This window comes from Enterobacter sp. 22499 (genome assembly GCF_052044815.1).
Lineage (GTDB): Bacteria > Pseudomonadota > Gammaproteobacteria > Enterobacterales > Enterobacteriaceae > Enterobacter > Enterobacter bugandensis.
In genome coordinates this window covers 1-16,559 of sequence record NZ_JBQENR010000010.1, presented here as the reverse complement: position 1 = coordinate 16,559, position 16,559 = coordinate 1, and the positions used below count along the sequence as shown (strand labels likewise).

Sequence of the window (16,559 nt, the reverse complement as noted above, 5' to 3'; positions counted from 1 at the left end):
CTCAATTCTGTAATACCGAGGACACCAGCAGCTGGGTGTATGGATGATGCGGGTCGTCGAGCACGCGGTCGGTCAGCCCACTTTCCACCACCTGACCCTGCTTCATCACCAGCAGGCGGTCCGCCAGCAGGCGCGCAACGCCCAGATCGTGGGTGACAATCACCACCGCCAGGTTCAGCTCCACCACCAGGCCGCGCAGCAGGTCGAGCAGGCGGGCCTGCACGGAGACGTCCAGCCCGCCGGTGGGTTCATCCATAAACACCAGCTTTGGATGGGTGACCAGATTGCGGGCAATTTGCAAACGCTGCTGCATACCGCCGGAAAAGGTGGTTGGCAGGTCGTCAATGCGCGAGGCGGGGATCTCCACCTCCTCCAGCCAGTGCTGTGCGGTGGCGCGGATGTTGCCGTAGTGGCGCGCGCCGGTGGCCATCAGCCGTTCGCCGATATTGCCTCCCGCCGACACCTGACGGCGCAGGCCGTCCATCGGGTGCTGATGCACCACGCCCCACTCGGTGCGCAGCAGGCGACGGCGCTCGGCCTCGCTTATGTCGTAGAGGGAGCGTCCCTGATACAGGATCTCGCCGTGTTGCGGCGTCAGGCGCGCGGAGATGGACTTCAGCAGGGTGGTTTTGCCGGAGCCGGACTCGCCGACAATGCCCAGCACTTCGCCCGGCCACAGCTCGAACGACACGTCGCTGAAGCCTTTTCCCGGCGCATAAAGGTGGGTCAGGTTATTAACCGAAAGCAGCGGTTTCATTGGCCGTTCGCCTCGCTCTGTTGGCGGCAGTAATCGGTGTCGGAGCAGACAAACATCCGTTTGCCCGTATCGTCCAGCACCACTTCATCGAGATAGCTGTGTTTGGATCCGCAGATGGCGCACGGCTCGTCCCACTCCTGCACCGTAAACGGGTGATCGTCGAAATCCAGGCTTTCGACACGCGTATACGGCGGTACCGCGTAGATGCGTTTTTCACGTCCGGCACCAAAGAGTTGCAGGGCAGGCATCATGTCCATCTTCGGGTTATCGAATTTTGGGATCGGCGACGGGTCCATGACGTAGCGCCCGTTGACCTTCACCGGGTAGGCGTAGGTGGTGGCGATATGGCCGAAGCGGGCGATGTCTTCATACAGTTTGACCTGCATGATCCCGTACTCTTCCAGCGCGTGCATGGTGCGGGTCTCGGTTTCGCGCGGCTCGATAAAGCGCAGCGGCTCCGGGATCGGCACCTGGAAAATCAGAATCTGATCTTCCGTCAGCGGAGTCTCCGGAATGCGGTGGCGGGTCTGGATCAGCGTCGCGTCTTCGGTTTTTTCGGTGGTGTTGACGCCCGTCACGCGCTTAAAGAAGTTGCGGATCGACACGGCGTTGGTGGTATCGTCCGCGCCCTGGTCGATAACCTTCAGCACGTCCGCTTCGCCAATCACGCTGGCGGTGATCTGAATGCCGCCCGTGCCCCAGCCGTACGGCATCGGCATTTCACGGCCACCAAACGGCACCTGATAGCCCGGAATAGCCACCGCTTTTAAAATGGCGCGGCGGATCATGCGTTTAGTTTGCTCATCCAGATAGGCAAAGTTGTAGCCGCTTAAGTTAGCCATTGGCGCGCTCCCGTTGCAGGCGTTTCAGCAGTTCCAGTTCGGCCTGGAAATCGACGTAGTGCGGCAGCTTGAGGTGCGAGACAAAGCCTGCGGCCTCGACGTTGTCCGCGTGGGCCAGCACGAACTCTTCGTCCTGCGCCGGGCCGGCAATGTGCTCGCCGTAGTCCGGCGCCTGCAGGGCGCGGTCAACCAGCGCCATCGCCATCGCCTTGCGCTCGCCGAGGCCAAACACCAGCCCGTAGCCGCGGGTAAAATGCGGGTCTTCATTCTCTGGCGCGACGAAACCGTTGACCATTTCGCACTCGGTCATCAGCAGTTCGCCGACGTTCACCGCAAAACCCAGCTCTTCCGGCACGATTTCGACGTCGAGATAGCCGCTGCGGATCTCTGCCGCGAACGGGTGGTTGCGCCCGTAGCCGCGCTGTGTGGAGTAGGCCAGCGCCAGCAGATACCCTTCGTCGCCGCGCATCAGCTGTTGCAGGCGGGACGAGCGTGAGCACGGGTAGACCGGCGGCGTGCGGGTGACGTCGTCCGGCGTGGCGCCAGTGTCTTCTTCCGCTTTCGCCAGCCCCTGGTTTGCCAGCAGGCTGAAGACGTGCGGAGACGGTTCCTGTTCGACGTCTGAAGTGCTGAGCGTTGGGGCTTCGCCGTTCGCCAGCAGCGTGAAGTCCAGCAGACGATGGGTGTAGTCGTAAGTCGGGCCAAGCAGCTGGCCGCCGGGAATGTCTTTATAAACGGCAGAGATTCGGCGCTCCAGGCGCATTTCCGCCGTGTTCACCGGCTCGCTGACTGCCAGACGGGGAACGGTGGTGCGCCAGGCACGCAGCAGGAAGATGGCTTCCACGTTATCGCCGCTGGCCTGCTTCAGCGCCAGCGCTGCAAGCTCGCGGTCAGCAACGCCGCCCTCGGTCATCACGCGGTCAACCGCGAGGTTAAGCTGTTGCTCAATCTGGGCGACGCTCAGCTCGGGAAGCTTTTCATTGCCCCGTCGTCTGCGCGCCTGCAGCGCATGGGCGGCTGCGATCGCCTTTTCGCCTCCTTTGACGGCTACGTACATCAGCACACCTCCACGTGGGTAGTCCGCGGGATTGCCAGCAGGCGCTCGCCGCAGGTCAGGATCAGGTCAATGCCGAGCGGGAACGGGTGCGGGCGCTCGGTCAGCTCATGGATGATGCACTCCGGTAGCTGAGGCGCGACCATCCGCTCGTCGGCGATGCCTGCGCCCGTCAGGCGAAGCATGCGGCCACCGCTCAGGCTGGAGACCTGCAAAATCAGCGTGGCGCTGGTTTCCGGTGCGACGGCGCTGCCTTCGCTCAGGGCGTTAAGCTGTTCATGGCTGATCTGTTCGTCGGCGACGGCAAAGACCGCCTGCTGGGGCTGATCGACCAGCGGCGCGCTGGTGTGAAAGCGCAGGTTCTGGCTGGCGATATCGTTCAGCAATGCGCCTGACAGCCATACCGGGGTGTCGTTGTCCGCCAGCGTCAGCAGCACGCTGGTGGAGGCGAGGTTCAGCGGCAGCCAGCCCTGCGAGAGCTGGTGCAAGGAGACAATCACCCCCGGCTCGCTCATGGCCTTCAGCAGGCGACGGAAACTCTGTTGGGCATCCTGGACGGCCAGGGTAAAAGCAGGTTGAAGCGTCATGCGTTGTCTCCGCGAACGAGCGTAAAGAAGTCGACCCGGCTGGTGTTCACTTCGGCCTGACGCGCGGCAAGGCGTGCGGCGCGGTCGGCTTCCAGCGGGGCAATAAGGGTTTCCATTAACGTCTGGAAATGCGGGTGTTCCTGTAAAAGCGCGTCGATCACCGCGCAGCGCTCGGCGTGCGTTTTGTCTCGCCCAAGTACGTAGCTATAACCCAGCGTGCCGCTGTTAAGGCGGATAGCCGCGCGGGTGAGGGTGGCATCGCCGGCGAAGAAGCGCTCGCCGGTGCCGCCCATGCGTGCCTGGATCTGCACCAGGCCGATCTCCGGCGCGCGGATCGTGTCGTAGTCCGGCGTCAGGCCGAGTGCGTTCATGCGGGCGGCCAGCGCAGCAGGCTGGCTATGGGCCAGCACGCGCATCCAGCGCTGTCGGGTGGAGGTGTCGAAGTGCATTCAGTGCTCCATGGTGAATTCAATCATGTCGGCGCGGGTCAGGCTGACGGAGTATTCCGTCGCGTTAATCTCGCCGTCACGGTGGTTGAGGGTGCGCACGCAGAGCAGCGGGGCCATATTGGGGATCTCCAGCACCTTGCTCTCTTTCGCCTGCGCGCGGCGGGCGCTGATGCGCGTCTGGGTGCGTTTGAGCGCGATACCCGTCGCGTCCTGAAGGAAATCATGCAGGGAACCGCTGGCGAAATGTTGCAGCACGGGCCAGAGGGCCAGGTCCGCGAAGTAGTGGTCAATCTGGCAGACCGCCACGCCGTTGACCCGGCGCAACGTACGCAGGTGTACGACGTTGTCACCCTCCTGAATCCCGAGCGCGTCCGCCACGTGGCGGGAGGCCGGGCGCAGTACCGAGAGCAGCTTTTCGCTGGTCGGATGGCTACCCTGATCCAGCAGGTTCTGGCTAAAACGCGCCTGGGCGTTGAGTGGGTAGTCAAACGGGCGCATCAGCACCAGCACGCCGACGCCCTGACGGCGCTGGACCCAGCCGCGCTCCACCAGCTGGTCAATGGCGCGGCGCAGGGTATGGCGGTTCACTTCGTAGCGGTCGGCAAGCTGCTGCTCGGCGGGCAGGTAGTCACCGCAGCGGTAATGCGTGCGCAGCTCCACTTCGAGCCTGGCCGCAATCTCTTGCCAGCGGGTAGGGTAACTGGTCGGATGTCTGGATAAGTGCATACCAATCAAAGCCTCGCTAATCAGATGAAGTGCTTACGCAAGCGTTGAGAGAGGAAATCCAGCAGGCTGACGGTGACGATGATGAGCACCATCAGGGCGCAGGTTTGCTGGAACTGGAAACCGCGAATCGCTTCCCACAGGGTGACGCCAATCCCGCCTGCGCCCACCATACCGACTACGGTGGCGGAGCGAACGTTGGACTCGAAGCGGTACAGCGAGTAGGAGATCAGCAGCGGCATCACCTGCGGCAGGACGCCGTAGAGGATCTCTTCGATTTTGTTGGCGCCGGTTGCGCGAATACCTTCCACCGGGCCGGGCTCGATGGCTTCGACCGCTTCCGAGAGCAGCTTGGAGAGCACGCCGGTGGTGTGGATGAACAGTGCCATCACGCCGGCGAACGGACCCAGGCCAACGGCGACCACGAACAGCATCGCAAAGACCATTTCGTTGATGGCGCGACAGGCGTCCATCAGGCGACGCATCGGCTGGTAAACCCACCACGGTACGATGTTCTCGGCGCTCATCAGGCCGAACGGAATGGAGAGAACGACGGCGAGGGCGGTGCCCCAGACGGCGATTTGCAGGGTGATCGCCATTTCGCTGAGGTAGTCCTGCCACTGGCTGAAATCCGGCGGGAAGAAGTCGGCGGCGAAGGTCGCCATGTTGCCGGAATCTTTGAAGAGCAGCAGCGGATCCATCTCCGCGCCCTTCCAGGAGATAACGAGTACCGCCAGCAGGATGGCCCAGCTTATGAGCGAGAACCAGCTGCGCTTCGGCGGCGGGAGGGTGATGGTTTGCATGTTGGCTCCTTAATCTGTTCTCCCTCTCCCCCAAGGGAGAGGGGACTTGTGTTACTGCACCGCTTTATTCACGCTCGTCATCGCACCCAGCGCGGCGGTCAGGCGGTCGAGGTCTTCCAGCTGGGCCTGGATTTCAGAGACTTTGCTGGTCTTCTCCTCTTCCTTCAGCCCTTTGTTGTCCTTCACGGCCTGCATTTGCTTAAACAGCGCCAGCTGGCGAATCGGGACCAGCTGCAGATCGCTGGACGCGCGGAACGGTGCCCAGCCCAGACGTTCCAGAACCGCTTTCTCTTCCGGCGTTTTGCCGTAGTTCATAAAGAAGTCGTAGACCTTGTCCTTGGTGCTTTCGGAGAGGTTTTTGCGCCAGACGATCGGGTCGCCGGGGATCAGCGGGGATTTCCAGATGACCTTCAGCGCTTTCAGCTTGTCCGGCGCGGAGGTTTTCAGCTTGTCGAGGTTTTCGGTGTTGTTGGTGGCAACGTCCACCTGCTTGTTCGCCACGGCCAGCGCGTTGGTTTCGTGGCTGGCGTTGACGGTGCGCTTAAAGTCGCTGGCGGAGATGTTGTTTTTCGCGAAGACGTAGTAGCCAGGGACGAGGAAGCCGGAGGTGGAGTTCGGATCGCCGTTGCCAAAGGTCAGATCTTTGCGTTTGGCGATCATGTCGTTGAGGTTGTTGATCGGGCTGTCTTTGTTGACGATCAGCACGCTCCAGTATCCTGGAGAACCATCTGCCGCAACGGTCTGGGCAAAGACCTGACCGTTGGCGCGGTCCACCGCTTCCATGGCGGAAAGGTTGCCGTACCAGGCGATGTCCACTTTGTTAAAGCGCATCCCCTGGATGATGCCCGCGTAGTCCGGGGCGAAGAAGGCGTTCACTTTGATCCCCAGTTTGGTTTCCATATCTTTCAGGAACGGTTCCCACTGCGGCTTCAGGTTTTGCTGTGATTCCGTTGAAATGATGCCAAAGTTCAACGCTTTTTCCTGCTCTTCGGCGTACGCCGGGCTTAACAGGGTGCTGATGCTGAACATGCTGGTGAAGGCCAGCGCGGCAACGGCTTTGTAGTTCATTTCCATTCCTCGTTATCGGGACGTTAAGCAGCCTGCGCGCGTTCTTCGACGCGGTTTACGCTGCGGTAGAGATGGTCAAAACGTTCGTTATCAAACTGATGGCTGGCGCCATCGAAGAACACGTGGCCCTGACGCAGGGCGACGATGCGCTCGCAGTAGCGCAGGGCGTAATCCACCTGATGCAGCGTCACCACCACGGTGATGCCGTCGTTCTGGTTGATGTCGCGCAGGGTTTCCATCACGATGCGGGCCGACTCCGGATCCAACGAGGCGATGGGCTCATCGGCGAGAATGATTTTGGCTTTCTGCATCAGGGCGCGGGCGATAGCGACGCGCTGCTGCTGCCCGCCGGACAGCGTGGACACGCGCTGGTGGGCGAAGTGCGCCATGCCGACGCGGGTCAGCGCCTGTAAGGCTTCCTGCTTCTGTGATGGGGAGAACCAGCGCAGGCAGGTGCGCCAGAACGGGGTGCTGCCGAGCGCGCCAATCAGCACGTTCTCCAGCACCGTCAGGCGGTTCACCAGGTTGAACTGCTGAAAGATGTAGCCCGTCCGGGCGCGGCTTTCGCGAATATCGCTCGCCAGACGGCCTGCATGCTGCACGGTGTTACCCAGCAGCTCGACGCGGCTTTCCGGCGTTTTATCGCAGGTAATAAGGCCGCTTAAGTGACGCAGAAGGGTGGATTTTCCTGAACCTGACGGCCCCAGCAGCGCCACCATTTCGCCCTGCTGGACGGTCAGATCAACGGCATGCAGCGCCTTGTTGTGATTGAAGGTCTTGCTCAGTTTCTCGACGCGGATAACAGTGTGCATGTGCTGGGCCTCACGATAAATGTGGCCTCATGCTGGCGCATCAATATGACATTTGGGTTAAGTGCAGGTTGCGGGAGTTTGAAGAGTTGAGGGGAGTTTGATGACAGGCGGAGGCAGACCGCCCACCGCCCGAAAATTAGTGCTGCTGCTTAACGACGTTAATCATCCACGGCACGCCGTACTTGTCGGTGACCTTACCGAAGCCGTGCGCCCAGAAGGTTTCCTGCCAGGCCATGTCGATATTCCCGCCATCGGCAAGGTTGTCGAACCAGCGCTTGCCTTCTGACACATCCTGCGTGTCGAGCACCAGCGTGAAGCCCGCGTATTGTGCGCTGCTGCCCGGCGGCAGCCCGTCGCTCATCATGATATCGCTGCCCGCAATGCGAACGTTGGAGTGAGCGATAGCCGAATCCGGAAACTGCATGCCGGACGGACAGCCTTCTTCGCTGTTATCGCTTTTTGGCATTTCGCCGAAGGTGATTTTATAGAGGAGTTCTGCGCCGACGGCCTGCTGATAGAAGGCGGTAGCCTCTGCACAGTTGCCGGCAAAAGAGATGTAGGGACTTAACGGCATAATCTTTACCTCACGTAAGAAAAGCCCGTTAAGTGTAGTTCCCGAAAGCCCGGTAAGCGAAGCGCTACCGGGCGGGTTAAATCAGTTCTTTTTCACGAACTCAGATTTCAGTTTCATCGGACCGAAGCCGTCAATTTTGCAATCGATATTATGATCGCCTTCCACCAGACGGATATTCTTCACTTTGGTGCCGATCTTCAGCATGGAAGAGCTGCCTTTCACCTTAAGATCTTTCACCACGGTGACGCTGTCGCCATCCGCCAGCAGATTACCGTTGGCATCTTTGACGATCAGTGCATCAGCGTCCTGCGCTGGCTCGGCATCATTCCATTCGTGTGCACATTCCGGGCAGATGAACATGCCATTATCTTCGTAGGTGTATTCAGAATTGCATTTTGGGCAGTGTGGGAGTTGCATGTCGGTATCCTCAAAAGTGTTAACGCGCTGGAAAGTGCCAGCTAAATGACGGCAGAGTGCCGAAAAAGGCGGCAAGTATAACGCAAATCCACACTTTTGTCGGTGCTATTGTGAATTTAAAAAACGCAGAAAATGTGTTGCGAGTGACACTTACTGTCAGTCAGCTAAGCGATGCTAACGTCATTAACACGGTGGAAAGAGAAGTCGCTAAATATATCGAATATTTTATTGCGGCAAATTGCTACGCACCTTCATTTCGGATAAGGTGAAGCAACGCATTGTTATTTATCTTCGAACTTTACTGCCATGCATTTCTTATGTTGGCGGCCTATCCCTCTCTTTTTAGGTGGGTAAATAATGATGATATATCCTGAAGCTTCTTAAAATGGGCCAGGCTTTTTATCTTTTGGCTTTCAGGCCTTGAGGAGAGCTTTACACGCCATGCAGGGATAGCCATTTATTTCTGATTATCTTCAATTAGTTATATTTTGGTGAACATGTTTTCCACACGTGATCATATAAGCCTGAACATCATAATTAATACAAGTGGCTTAATAAAAGTAATAAATTTGCGTTAAGGAAAGGCTTTTATCATGCACACACAGACCATTTTTGAATTAAGTCAGGAAGCTGAGCGTTTGTTACAGCTTGCCCTGCAAAATCTCGATACCCTGAAATCAATGCCCACAGCGAAGCTGGAGAGCACGACGGCTGCTATTACAGGTGAAAAGAACAACGTGCTGCCTTTGCATTTTAGTGCGCGAGGTGTCGAAGCGCAGCAGGCAACGCTGAATAATGAATTACGCAAAATAACACGTCTGGAAATGGTTCTGGCTATCGTTGGCACGATGAAAGCGGGGAAATCGACCACCATTAATGCCATTGTGGGTACCGAAGTGTTGCCGAACCGCAACCGCCCAATGACGGCGCTGCCTACGCTGATCCGTCATACGCCAGGCCAGAAAGAACCGGTGCTCCACTTCTCGCATGTCTCTCCTATTGATGATTTGATTCACCTGCTGCAGAAAAAGCTTGGCGATTACGATCGCGGCAAGCTGGCTCTGCAACTGGAAATTGATAAGGACATGAATACGCTGCTGGAGCGTATTGAGAAAGGTGAGGCCTTTGAAAAGCATCATCTCGGGGCGCAGCCAATATTTCATTGCCTGAAAAGTCTTAATGATCTGGTAAGGCTCTCCCAGGCGCTGGGCGTGGCGTTTCCTTTCTCCGAATACGCGGCCATCGAACATATTCCGGTGATTGAAGTGGAGTTCGTGCATCTTGCGGGTCTTGATGCCCACCTCGGGCAACTGACGCTGCTCGATACTCCCGGCCCCAATGAGGCCGGACAACCGCATCTGCAAAAAATGCTTAGCGAACAGCTAGCCCGCGCGTCGGCGGTGCTGGCGGTGATGGATTATACCCAGCTTAAATCTATATCTGATGAAGAGGTCCGTCAGGCTATTTCGGTTGCGGGGAAATCAGTGCCTCTGTATGCGCTGGTGAATAAATTCGACCAGAAGGATCGCAATAGCGACGATGAAGAGCAGGTCAGGGCGATGATCTCCGGTACCTTAATGAAAGGCACTATTTCGCCTGGCCAGATCTACCCTGTTTCCTCTATGTGGGCGTATCTGGCAAACCGCGCCCGCAACGAGATGAATGCCCGTGGACGCCTGCCGGATCATCAGGAGCAGCCCTGGGTGCAGGATTTTGCCGAAGCCGCACTCGGACGCCGCTGGCGTTCGGCGGACCTGGACGATATAAACCATATCCGTCACGCAGCCGATTTGCTCTGGGAAGATTCGCTGTTTGAACAGCCGATACGCAAACTGATTTACGCCGCCTATGCCAATGCCTCGCTATTCGCGCTGCGCTCGGCCTCGCATAAGCTGCTCAACTACGCGCAAAATGCCCGGGAGTATCTCGACTTCCGCTATCAGGGGCTGACGGTGGCCTTTGAGGGGCTGGAACTGAACATCGCGCGTCTTGAAGAGGATATGGCGCTGCTGCAGACGCGCCAGAGCGCGGTGAGCGATGAGGTGAAACATGAAGTTGACCAGGCGCTGAACGCGACCGCGGACTTTATGGAGGCCGAAAAATCGGCGCTTCATCAGGCAGTGGGCCATGTGTTCAGCCCTCAAAATATTCTTGATTTGGCAGGCATTGAGCGGCTGAATCGCCGCAGTGACAAACTGCAAGAGCGGGAACCGCTGGTTCTGGATGATGAAGGTCAGGCGCAGATCGTCCTGAGTAAAATTCGCTCCTCCTGTGAACTCATCATGCTGGATGCGCAGGCAAAAATCGCCCGGGAGCTGGCGTTACGCTTCGATCAGCTGGAATCTACGCTGGCGCGCTCGCTGAATGACGCTATCCGTCCCATTGAAACGCGTATAAAAGAGCATCTGAGCCATGCCGGCTTCCGGGCGCGGATCAGCTTCCCGGCTTTTCAGGCAAACCAGCTTGACTTCAATACGCGGGCACTGTTTAACGATGCCATTGCACAGGATAACCGCCCGGCAGGTCAACTTTCCGCCGGGAGCAGTATGCGTGAAACCGTTTCGCGTTGGCTCAATAATCCGGGCTGGGGCTGGGATGAGTATGTGGTCACGCGCACGCACTATGTTATCGACATTGCGCAACTGCATGACAAATTTAAGCAACATATTGATCAGTTTTGTGAACAAATACGTAAAGCTTTATCCGCGCAGGTCGATGTCTCTGTTACGGCCGGAATGGCGACGTTCTTTGCAGAATTTTCGTTATGCCTGACCGGGTTACAGGAAAGCTTGCGTGATAGCCTCGCAGTGCGTCAACAAAATGAGCATTCAACCCGAGCGCTCAGCCAGCTGTTGAAGCAAAGCATTACGACTGCGACGTGGATTCAGGAAGATACCCGACTGTTACGCGATGACATTCAAACTCTATTCGCAGCAGAGCAACCATGACAACACAGCTACTGGACGGTCCCGGGCGGACGCTGGAGTGTATTCATCCCAGGTTTATGGTCGATCTTGTGCAGGGCGTGGACGCGGCGCGCCATCCCCATCTGGGGCCGCAGCAGCTGCAGTTTCGTGAACGTTTGACTCAGGAGATCATGACGCATACCCGGTTACGGCCCTGGGCGATGGCGGGAATGCTTAACGAGAACGCGGCCCTGCGCCTGGGGCTGGCGGAAAAACTCGCCGGCATGTTGGATCCGGGCCATCTTGCGCTGACGCTGATGGCCGATAAACTGACTGCACTGTGCCAGCAGGCTCACCTGCGCGCTCAGCCATCTCCCGGCCTGCTTGAACAGTATGCGGAGCTCTCCTCTCATTTTACCCAACGTGCCGCCTATAAAGAAAAGGCGCTGACCCAGCGTGGACTGACGGTACAGGCGGGCGAGCACAGTGAACAAATTTTCACCCGCTGGCGAGCCGGTCACTATGATGGCTGGTCTTTGGCCGGGCGCTGCTTCATTGTTCTGGAAGAGCTGCGCTGGGGAGCATTTGGCGATGCCTGCCGTCTGGCGAACAACGATGTGTCGGCCATGCTCAAGGATAATTTACGCAGCATGGCCGCCAACTACCTCGCGCAGGGCATCAATGCGTCTCCCACAACGCGCCATTTCTATCATCAATGGCTGACCACACCCGCTTCGGCGGGTTTAATCGATCACAAAGACATGCTGGGCTGGCTGGGCGACTGGTGTCAGGCGGATATACACCCGGTGAGTTGGTCAGTGACGCAAAACTGGCAGACCGTCGCGCTGGGTATGCCGAGGCTGTGTTCGGCAAAACGGCTGGTGGATGCAATGGTGGAAGAGATTTTTGGTTGAACCCCTCATCCTGACCCTCTCCCCCCAGGGGAGAGAGGATGGCTGGCGCGGTGTGTTAGTGATTCATTTCTATCGGTTTCGGTTCAGGCGGGATCTCTTGCACATTTCCGTAGCGTTTCGCGTATAGCGCCGTGATGATGGGCACCAGGATTGCGGTGACAATCACGCTGGCGGCAACCAGTGCCGTCGCGGACGCGGCCACCGGTTCGAAGGCCGGGTTAATCTGGGCGATAATCACCGGGTTTGCAACGGCAGCGCCTGCGGCTGAAGAGGCGGCGACGCCCGCCGTGCCGTTTCCTCCCCCGATTACGCGGTCAGCAACGATCAGCGGAATCCCGGTGATGATGATAACCGCGACACCCAGCACAATCCCCAGCAGTCCCGTATCAAGAATCACGTTCAGGTTGATGGTGTTACCCAGCGCAAAGCCAAAGAATGGGATCAGCACCGGCGTGGCTTTGCTGAAGAAATCACGCAGATCGTGATCCAGATTGCCCAGCGCGAAGCCGATCAGGAATGGCAGGATCGCGCCGACAAAATGATGGGGCTCAAAAGAAGCCAGGCCAGCGGACCCCAGGATCAACATCGTCATGAGCGGGCCGGACTCCAGAGACATCAAAACAAACGCGCCGGACTCCTCTTTCGTTCCGTACTGGTTCATCAGGCTGGCATACAGCCCGCCGTTGGTCATGTCCATCGCCGAGACAATCGCCAGGACAGATAACCCGGCGAAGAAACCGGTCTGAATTCCATTTTCAGGAATGAACATCGCGCATATCATTGCGACCACCCAGGCAACCGCTATTTTGGTTATCACCAGCGTTCCGGATTTGCGTAATACGGTACCGGTTGCCCGCAAATTAATGGATGCGCCGATACAAAAGAACCAGACCGCCAGGATGGGAACGGTACCCGTAATCATCCCCTTTGTGAAACCACCAAAATAAGCCCCGGTTTCAGGTGCTAATGTATTCAGAATAGCACCGAGTACCAGCGGCACCAGCATCATACCACCCGGTATGCGTTCTATCGTGGCTTTAATCTTCATCTCTAACCCTCACAATTTCGCCTCTCATGGTGAGCGGCAGGTGCGAATAAAAAAATCAATAAATTCAATTTGATGAAGGGTGCTCTTGATGATTGGTTTGTGATAACCCTGCACCGAAATTCAGTCAGCGCTCTCGTTTTCTCTCATCAGAAAACATGCGTCGCTATGTTTCAGGAATTATCATGCGATCGATGGAATATTGATTCAATGAAAATAAAACGGTGTTTTAGTTATCTTCATCACATATTGAATGTAAACTTTACGGCGCGTTGTGAGAGCTGAAAATTTATGTAAATCTCTTGTAAAAAATATGGCTTTTTATTCTGTTGGGAAAAGAAAAAGGATGAGGGCGAAAATGAGGGCTCTGTAAGGTTGAGAAAGTACTTATTTGCGGTAGTTGACAAAAACTGTCTTCACCTGACGCAATATAAATATATGTGTGAAGTTGATCACAAATATAAACGCTGGTAGGGTAAAAAGGTCATTAACTGCCCAGACAGGCGTCAACAGGTTCGGTTGTATCGACGGTAAACGTCAATGTAAGTAAACCTGCTACGCTTGAAGATGGAGGTTCGCACGGAGCGGATCTCAGGTTCACAGAGTGCGAGTTGGCTGTGGAACGGACAGGGCTAAGTCTACGAGGAAAGCTATGCTAAGAAGGAAAAAGGTTAAACCCATTACGCTTCGCGACGTCACCATTATTGATGACGCTAAACTGCGTAAAGCGATCACCGCCGCCTCGCTCGGTAATGCGATGGAATGGTTCGATTTCGGTGTCTACGGCTTTGTTGCCTATGCATTAGGTAAAGTGTTCTTCCCCGGTGCTGACCCAAGCCTGCAGATGATTGCCGCGCTGGGTACATTCTCCGTTCCTTTCCTGATCCGCCCGCTGGGTGGTCTGTTCTTCGGTATGCTCGGTGACAAATACGGTCGCCAGAAAATACTCGCTATCACCATTGTCATTATGTCGATCAGTACGTTCTGTATCGGCCTAATACCGTCCTATGCCACGATCGGCATCTGGGCACCTATTCTGCTGTTGCTCTGTAAGATGGCGCAGGGCTTCTCTGTCGGGGGCGAGTATACCGGGGCGTCGATCTTCGTCGCGGAGTATTCCCCTGACCGTAAGCGCGGCTTCATGGGCAGCTGGCTGGACTTCGGTTCGATTGCCGGGTTTGTGATGGGTGCGGGCGTCGTGGTTCTGATTTCAACCGTGGTCGGTGAGGAGAACTTCCTCGACTGGGGCTGGCGTATCCCGTTCTTTATCGCGCTCCCACTGGGTATCATCGGTCTTTACCTGCGACATGCGCTGGAAGAGACACCTGCGTTCCAGCAGCACGTTGATAAACTGGAGCAGGGCGACCGCGAAGGGCTGCAGGACGGCCCGAAAGTGTCCTTTAAAGAGATCGCGACAAAGCACTGGCGCAGCCTGCTGACCTGTATTGGTCTGGTGATTTCCACCAACGTCACTTACTACATGCTGCTGACCTACATGCCGAGCTATCTGTCGCATAACCTGCACTACTCGGAAGATCACGGCGTACTGATTATTATCGCCATCATGGTGGGTATGCTGTTTGTACAGCCGATTATGGGTCTGCTGAGCGACCGCTTTGGCCGTCGACCGTTTATCATCCTGGGTAGCGTAGCGCTGTTCGCGCTGGCGATCCCGGCGTTTATTCTGATCAACAGTAACGTGCTGGGTCTGATTTTCGCGGGTCTGCTGATGCTGGCGGTGATCCTGAACTGCTTTATCGGGGTGATGGCATCCACATTACCTGCGATGTTCCCGACGCACATTCGTTATAGTGCGCTGGCGGCGGCGTTCAACATCTCCGTTCTGATTGCCGGCCTGACGCCTACGCTTGCCGCCTCTCTGGTGGAAAGCACGCAGAACCTGATGATGCCAGCCTACTACCTGATGGTTATTGCGGTAGTCGGCCTGGCGACCGGCCTGACCATGAAGGAGACGGCGAACCGTCCTCTGAAAGGGGCGACGCCTGCGGCATCTGATATTCAGGAAGCGAAAGAAATCCTGCGCGAGCACTACGATAACGTTGAGCAGAAAATTGAGGATATCGACGCAGAGATTGAAGAGCTGCAGAAGAAACGCTCCCGTCTTGTTGATCAACATCCCCGCATTAACGAGTAATAAAAGAAACCCGCCAACGGCGGGTTTTCTTTTATTAGCATCCGGCGGCGATGTAGTCGCCGTTGGCGCTAATGGGGATGACGGTCAGGAACAGGACGGTCGCGAACAGGATCAGGATGATACCTCCGGCAATTTTAACTGCCGGCACCAGCCATCTGAACGCGCTATCTCCCCCGAACCATGCCACCGTGCGTTCACGGGCATAACGAACCGCCAATGATAGCCCCATAATAGAGAGTGCCGTTCCTAAAGACATGGTCATAACGGCCGCCATTCCCCAGGTGACAATGCCCAGCGCGTTCGAAAACATCAGAATCATGATTGCACCGCTGCACGGACGTGCGCCAATCGCCAGAATGACGCCCAGACGTGTTTTCCATTCACCTTGTGTCAGATCTGCGCCCACGCCGTGATGACCACAGCCACAGTGTTCATCGTGCTGATGAAGGGGAGTGATGGCTGAGATCCTTATTCTTTGAGGCCGCAGGCTTTTCAGCGCCTGGTAAATGATGAAAGCACCAAATGCGCCAATCAGCACGGCGCTTATCTTCTCGACATACCAGCGGCTGGTGCTGATATCCCCTGACGCGAGGTTAAATCCTACTGCCAGAATAAAGACAAACAGAATGGCGCTGACGCCCTGCATCAGGCTGCCAAGAAAGGGAACGGTGCGTGCGGCCAGTTCGCTCTCCTTATTTGTGCTCAGGTAGGTTGTCACGATGAACTTCCCGTGCCCCGGCCCGATGGCGTGAAGGACGCCATAAAAGAAAGCGCCTGTTAAGAGCCATAATCCACCGCTGTACTGGTTGTTATTAAGCTGCAGGAGATACATCACCAGATAACGGTGCAGCGTAATCTGCGTGGCAAGGCACCACTGAATAAAGGCGTTCCAGTGCGTATGCAGCGTAAAAGTGGCGAAGAGGATGGCCAGCAGCATCAATCCGGCCGTAGGGAGGCGCCAGTCGCGAGGCAGGCGTTGTGTATTCATCAGGGGGAGCTCTGCGGAGAAGAATATTTGCCGCTAGTATAGTTGATCTTCTCTTTCAGTTCGCAGGATCGCATCAGGATCTTGCTGTAATTGTGGATAAGTCTGTGCGTAAAAGGGTATAAGGCGGGGTTTTGCTGGGGAATGCATCAGTCAGTCATTTTTTTGCAACTTTTCTGTTGCGGGCTGCGGAGAACTCCCTATAATGCGCCTCCATCGACACGGCGGATGTGAATCACTTCACAGTTAACCCGGTCGGTTGAAGAGAAAAAATCCTGAAATAACGGGTTGACTCTGAAAGAGGAAAGCGTAATATACGCCACCTCGCAACGGTGAGCGAAAGCCGCGTTGCACTGCTCTTTAACAATTTATCAGACAATCTGTGTGGGCACTCAAAGTGACATGGATTCTTAACGTCGCAAGACGAAAAATGAATACCAAGTCTCTGAGTGAACATACGTAATTCAT

General features: G+C 56.5%; 16 protein-coding genes. 3 read left to right on the top strand and 13 right to left on the bottom strand.

The annotated features are described in order from the left end of the window. Position 1 precedes the first annotated feature (1 nt). The 11 genes from phnK to ACTJI7_RS21335 all read right to left on the bottom strand — a co-directional run bounded on the left by phnK (position 2) and on the right by ACTJI7_RS21335 (position 8,086). Entirely contained in the window at positions 2-757 is a 756-nt protein-coding gene (phnK, locus tag ACTJI7_RS21385) for a phosphonate C-P lyase system protein PhnK (protein WP_045261067.1), read from the bottom strand. After that, positions 754-1,599 (bottom strand): alpha-D-ribose 1-methylphosphonate 5-phosphate C-P-lyase PhnJ, encoded by an 846-nt coding sequence (phnJ, locus tag ACTJI7_RS21380; RefSeq protein ID WP_041911512.1) that lies wholly within the window; start codon positions 1,597-1,599, stop codon positions 754-756. The genes phnK and phnJ overlap by 4 nt, the downstream gene beginning before the upstream one ends. Next, complete coding sequence (locus ACTJI7_RS21375; RefSeq protein WP_047366877.1) at positions 1,592-2,656, bottom strand: carbon-phosphorus lyase complex subunit PhnI; 1,065 nt, start codon at positions 2,654-2,656, stop codon at positions 1,592-1,594. The genes phnJ and ACTJI7_RS21375 overlap by 8 nt, the downstream gene beginning before the upstream one ends. Next, positions 2,656-3,240: a phosphonate C-P lyase system protein PhnH gene (phnH, locus tag ACTJI7_RS21370; protein WP_045630769.1), complete on the bottom strand. Its 585-nt coding sequence runs from the start codon at positions 3,238-3,240 to the stop codon at positions 2,656-2,658. The genes ACTJI7_RS21375 and phnH overlap by 1 nt, the downstream gene beginning before the upstream one ends. Beyond that, the gene (gene phnG / locus ACTJI7_RS21365) at positions 3,237-3,689 is read right to left on the bottom strand and encodes a phosphonate C-P lyase system protein PhnG (RefSeq protein ID WP_028015211.1); all 453 of its coding nucleotides are present in this window, start codon (positions 3,687-3,689) and stop codon (positions 3,237-3,239) included. The genes phnH and phnG overlap by 4 nt, the downstream gene beginning before the upstream one ends. Next, on the bottom strand, positions 3,690-4,415 hold the full coding sequence (gene phnF, locus ACTJI7_RS21360) for a phosphonate metabolism transcriptional regulator PhnF (RefSeq protein WP_047366878.1): 726 nt from the start codon (positions 4,413-4,415) through the stop codon (positions 3,690-3,692). A 20-nt stretch (positions 4,416-4,435) separates the two neighbouring features. Beyond that, positions 4,436-5,215, bottom strand: a complete 780-nt coding sequence (gene phnE / locus ACTJI7_RS21355; protein WP_028015213.1) for a phosphonate ABC transporter, permease protein PhnE — start codon at positions 5,213-5,215, stop codon at positions 4,436-4,438. Positions 5,216-5,266: 51 nt separating this feature from the next. Beyond that, the gene (gene phnD, locus ACTJI7_RS21350) at positions 5,267-6,283 is read right to left on the bottom strand and encodes a phosphonate ABC transporter substrate-binding protein (protein WP_047366879.1); all 1,017 of its coding nucleotides are present in this window, start codon (positions 6,281-6,283) and stop codon (positions 5,267-5,269) included. 23 nt (positions 6,284-6,306) lie between these two features. Beyond that, a complete protein-coding gene (phnC, locus tag ACTJI7_RS21345) occupies positions 6,307-7,095 on the bottom strand; it encodes a phosphonate ABC transporter ATP-binding protein (protein ID WP_047366880.1) in 789 nt (262 codons plus the stop codon). 136 nt (positions 7,096-7,231) lie between these two features. Further along, positions 7,232-7,669, bottom strand: coding sequence for a VOC family metalloprotein YjdN (gene yjdN, locus ACTJI7_RS21340; RefSeq protein ID WP_028015216.1), 438 nt, complete (start codon positions 7,667-7,669; stop codon positions 7,232-7,234). 81 nt (positions 7,670-7,750) lie between these two features. Next, the gene (locus ACTJI7_RS21335) at positions 7,751-8,086 is read right to left on the bottom strand and encodes a zinc ribbon domain-containing protein YjdM (protein ID WP_047366881.1); all 336 of its coding nucleotides are present in this window, start codon (positions 8,084-8,086) and stop codon (positions 7,751-7,753) included. 593 nt (positions 8,087-8,679) lie between these two features. Between ACTJI7_RS21335 and crfC the strand changes: the two genes are divergently transcribed. Both crfC and ACTJI7_RS21325 read left to right on the top strand, forming a co-directional pair. Beyond that, positions 8,680-11,034 carry a clamp-binding protein CrfC gene (crfC, locus tag ACTJI7_RS21330; protein WP_192979156.1) on the top strand — a complete coding sequence of 785 codons (2,355 nt, stop codon included), beginning with the start codon at positions 8,680-8,682 and terminating at the stop codon, positions 11,032-11,034. Next, complete coding sequence (locus tag ACTJI7_RS21325) at positions 11,031-11,906, top strand: diguanylate cyclase regulator RdcB family protein (protein ID WP_028015219.1); 876 nt, start codon at positions 11,031-11,033, stop codon at positions 11,904-11,906. Before crfC ends, ACTJI7_RS21325 begins: the two co-directional genes overlap by 4 nt. 55 nt (positions 11,907-11,961) lie before the next feature. Here the strand turns inward: ACTJI7_RS21325 and kdgT are convergent, their stop codons facing one another. Next, complete coding sequence (gene kdgT / locus ACTJI7_RS21320) at positions 11,962-12,954, bottom strand: 2-keto-3-deoxygluconate transporter (RefSeq protein ID WP_049137606.1); 993 nt, start codon at positions 12,952-12,954, stop codon at positions 11,962-11,964. 649 nt (positions 12,955-13,603) lie between these two features. Here kdgT and proP point away from each other — a divergent pair. Further along, complete coding sequence (proP, locus tag ACTJI7_RS21315) at positions 13,604-15,106, top strand: glycine betaine/L-proline transporter ProP (RefSeq protein WP_028015221.1); 1,503 nt, start codon at positions 13,604-13,606, stop codon at positions 15,104-15,106. A 34-nt stretch (positions 15,107-15,140) separates the two neighbouring features. Here the strand turns inward: proP and ACTJI7_RS21310 are convergent, their stop codons facing one another. Then, the gene (locus tag ACTJI7_RS21310; RefSeq protein ID WP_440670976.1) at positions 15,141-16,094 is read right to left on the bottom strand and encodes a nickel/cobalt transporter; all 954 of its coding nucleotides are present in this window, start codon (positions 16,092-16,094) and stop codon (positions 15,141-15,143) included. Between the last annotated feature and the right edge of the window lie 465 nt (positions 16,095-16,559).

Coding starts and splice junctions, on each gene's coding strand:
- phnK (WP_045261067.1), bottom strand. CDS start 757: ATGAAACCGCTGCTTTCGGTTAATAACCTGACCCACCTTTATGCGCCG.
- phnJ (WP_041911512.1), bottom strand. CDS start 1,599: ATGGCTAACTTAAGCGGCTACAACTTTGCCTATCTGGATGAGCAAACT.
- ACTJI7_RS21375 (WP_047366877.1), bottom strand. CDS start 2,656: ATGTACGTAGCCGTCAAAGGAGGCGAAAAGGCGATCGCAGCCGCCCAT.
- phnH (WP_045630769.1), bottom strand. CDS start 3,240: ATGACGCTTCAACCTGCTTTTACCCTGGCCGTCCAGGATGCCCAACAG.
- phnG (WP_028015211.1), bottom strand. CDS start 3,689: ATGCACTTCGACACCTCCACCCGACAGCGCTGGATGCGCGTGCTGGCC.
- phnF (WP_047366878.1), bottom strand. CDS start 4,415: ATGCACTTATCCAGACATCCGACCAGTTACCCTACCCGCTGGCAAGAG.
- phnE (WP_028015213.1), bottom strand. CDS start 5,215: ATGCAAACCATCACCCTCCCGCCGCCGAAGCGCAGCTGGTTCTCGCTC.
- phnD (WP_047366879.1), bottom strand. CDS start 6,283: ATGAACTACAAAGCCGTTGCCGCGCTGGCCTTCACCAGCATGTTCAGC.
- phnC (WP_047366880.1), bottom strand. CDS start 7,095: ATGCACACTGTTATCCGCGTCGAGAAACTGAGCAAGACCTTCAATCAC.
- yjdN (WP_028015216.1), bottom strand. CDS start 7,669: ATGCCGTTAAGTCCCTACATCTCTTTTGCCGGCAACTGTGCAGAGGCT.
- ACTJI7_RS21335 (WP_047366881.1), bottom strand. CDS start 8,086: ATGCAACTCCCACACTGCCCAAAATGCAATTCTGAATACACCTACGAA.
- crfC (WP_192979156.1), top strand. CDS start 8,680: ATGCACACACAGACCATTTTTGAATTAAGTCAGGAAGCTGAGCGTTTG.
- ACTJI7_RS21325 (WP_028015219.1), top strand. CDS start 11,031: ATGACAACACAGCTACTGGACGGTCCCGGGCGGACGCTGGAGTGTATT.
- kdgT (WP_049137606.1), bottom strand. CDS start 12,954: ATGAAGATTAAAGCCACGATAGAACGCATACCGGGTGGTATGATGCTG.
- proP (WP_028015221.1), top strand. CDS start 13,604: ATGCTAAGAAGGAAAAAGGTTAAACCCATTACGCTTCGCGACGTCACC.
- ACTJI7_RS21310 (WP_440670976.1), bottom strand. CDS start 16,094: ATGAATACACAACGCCTGCCTCGCGACTGGCGCCTCCCTACGGCCGGA.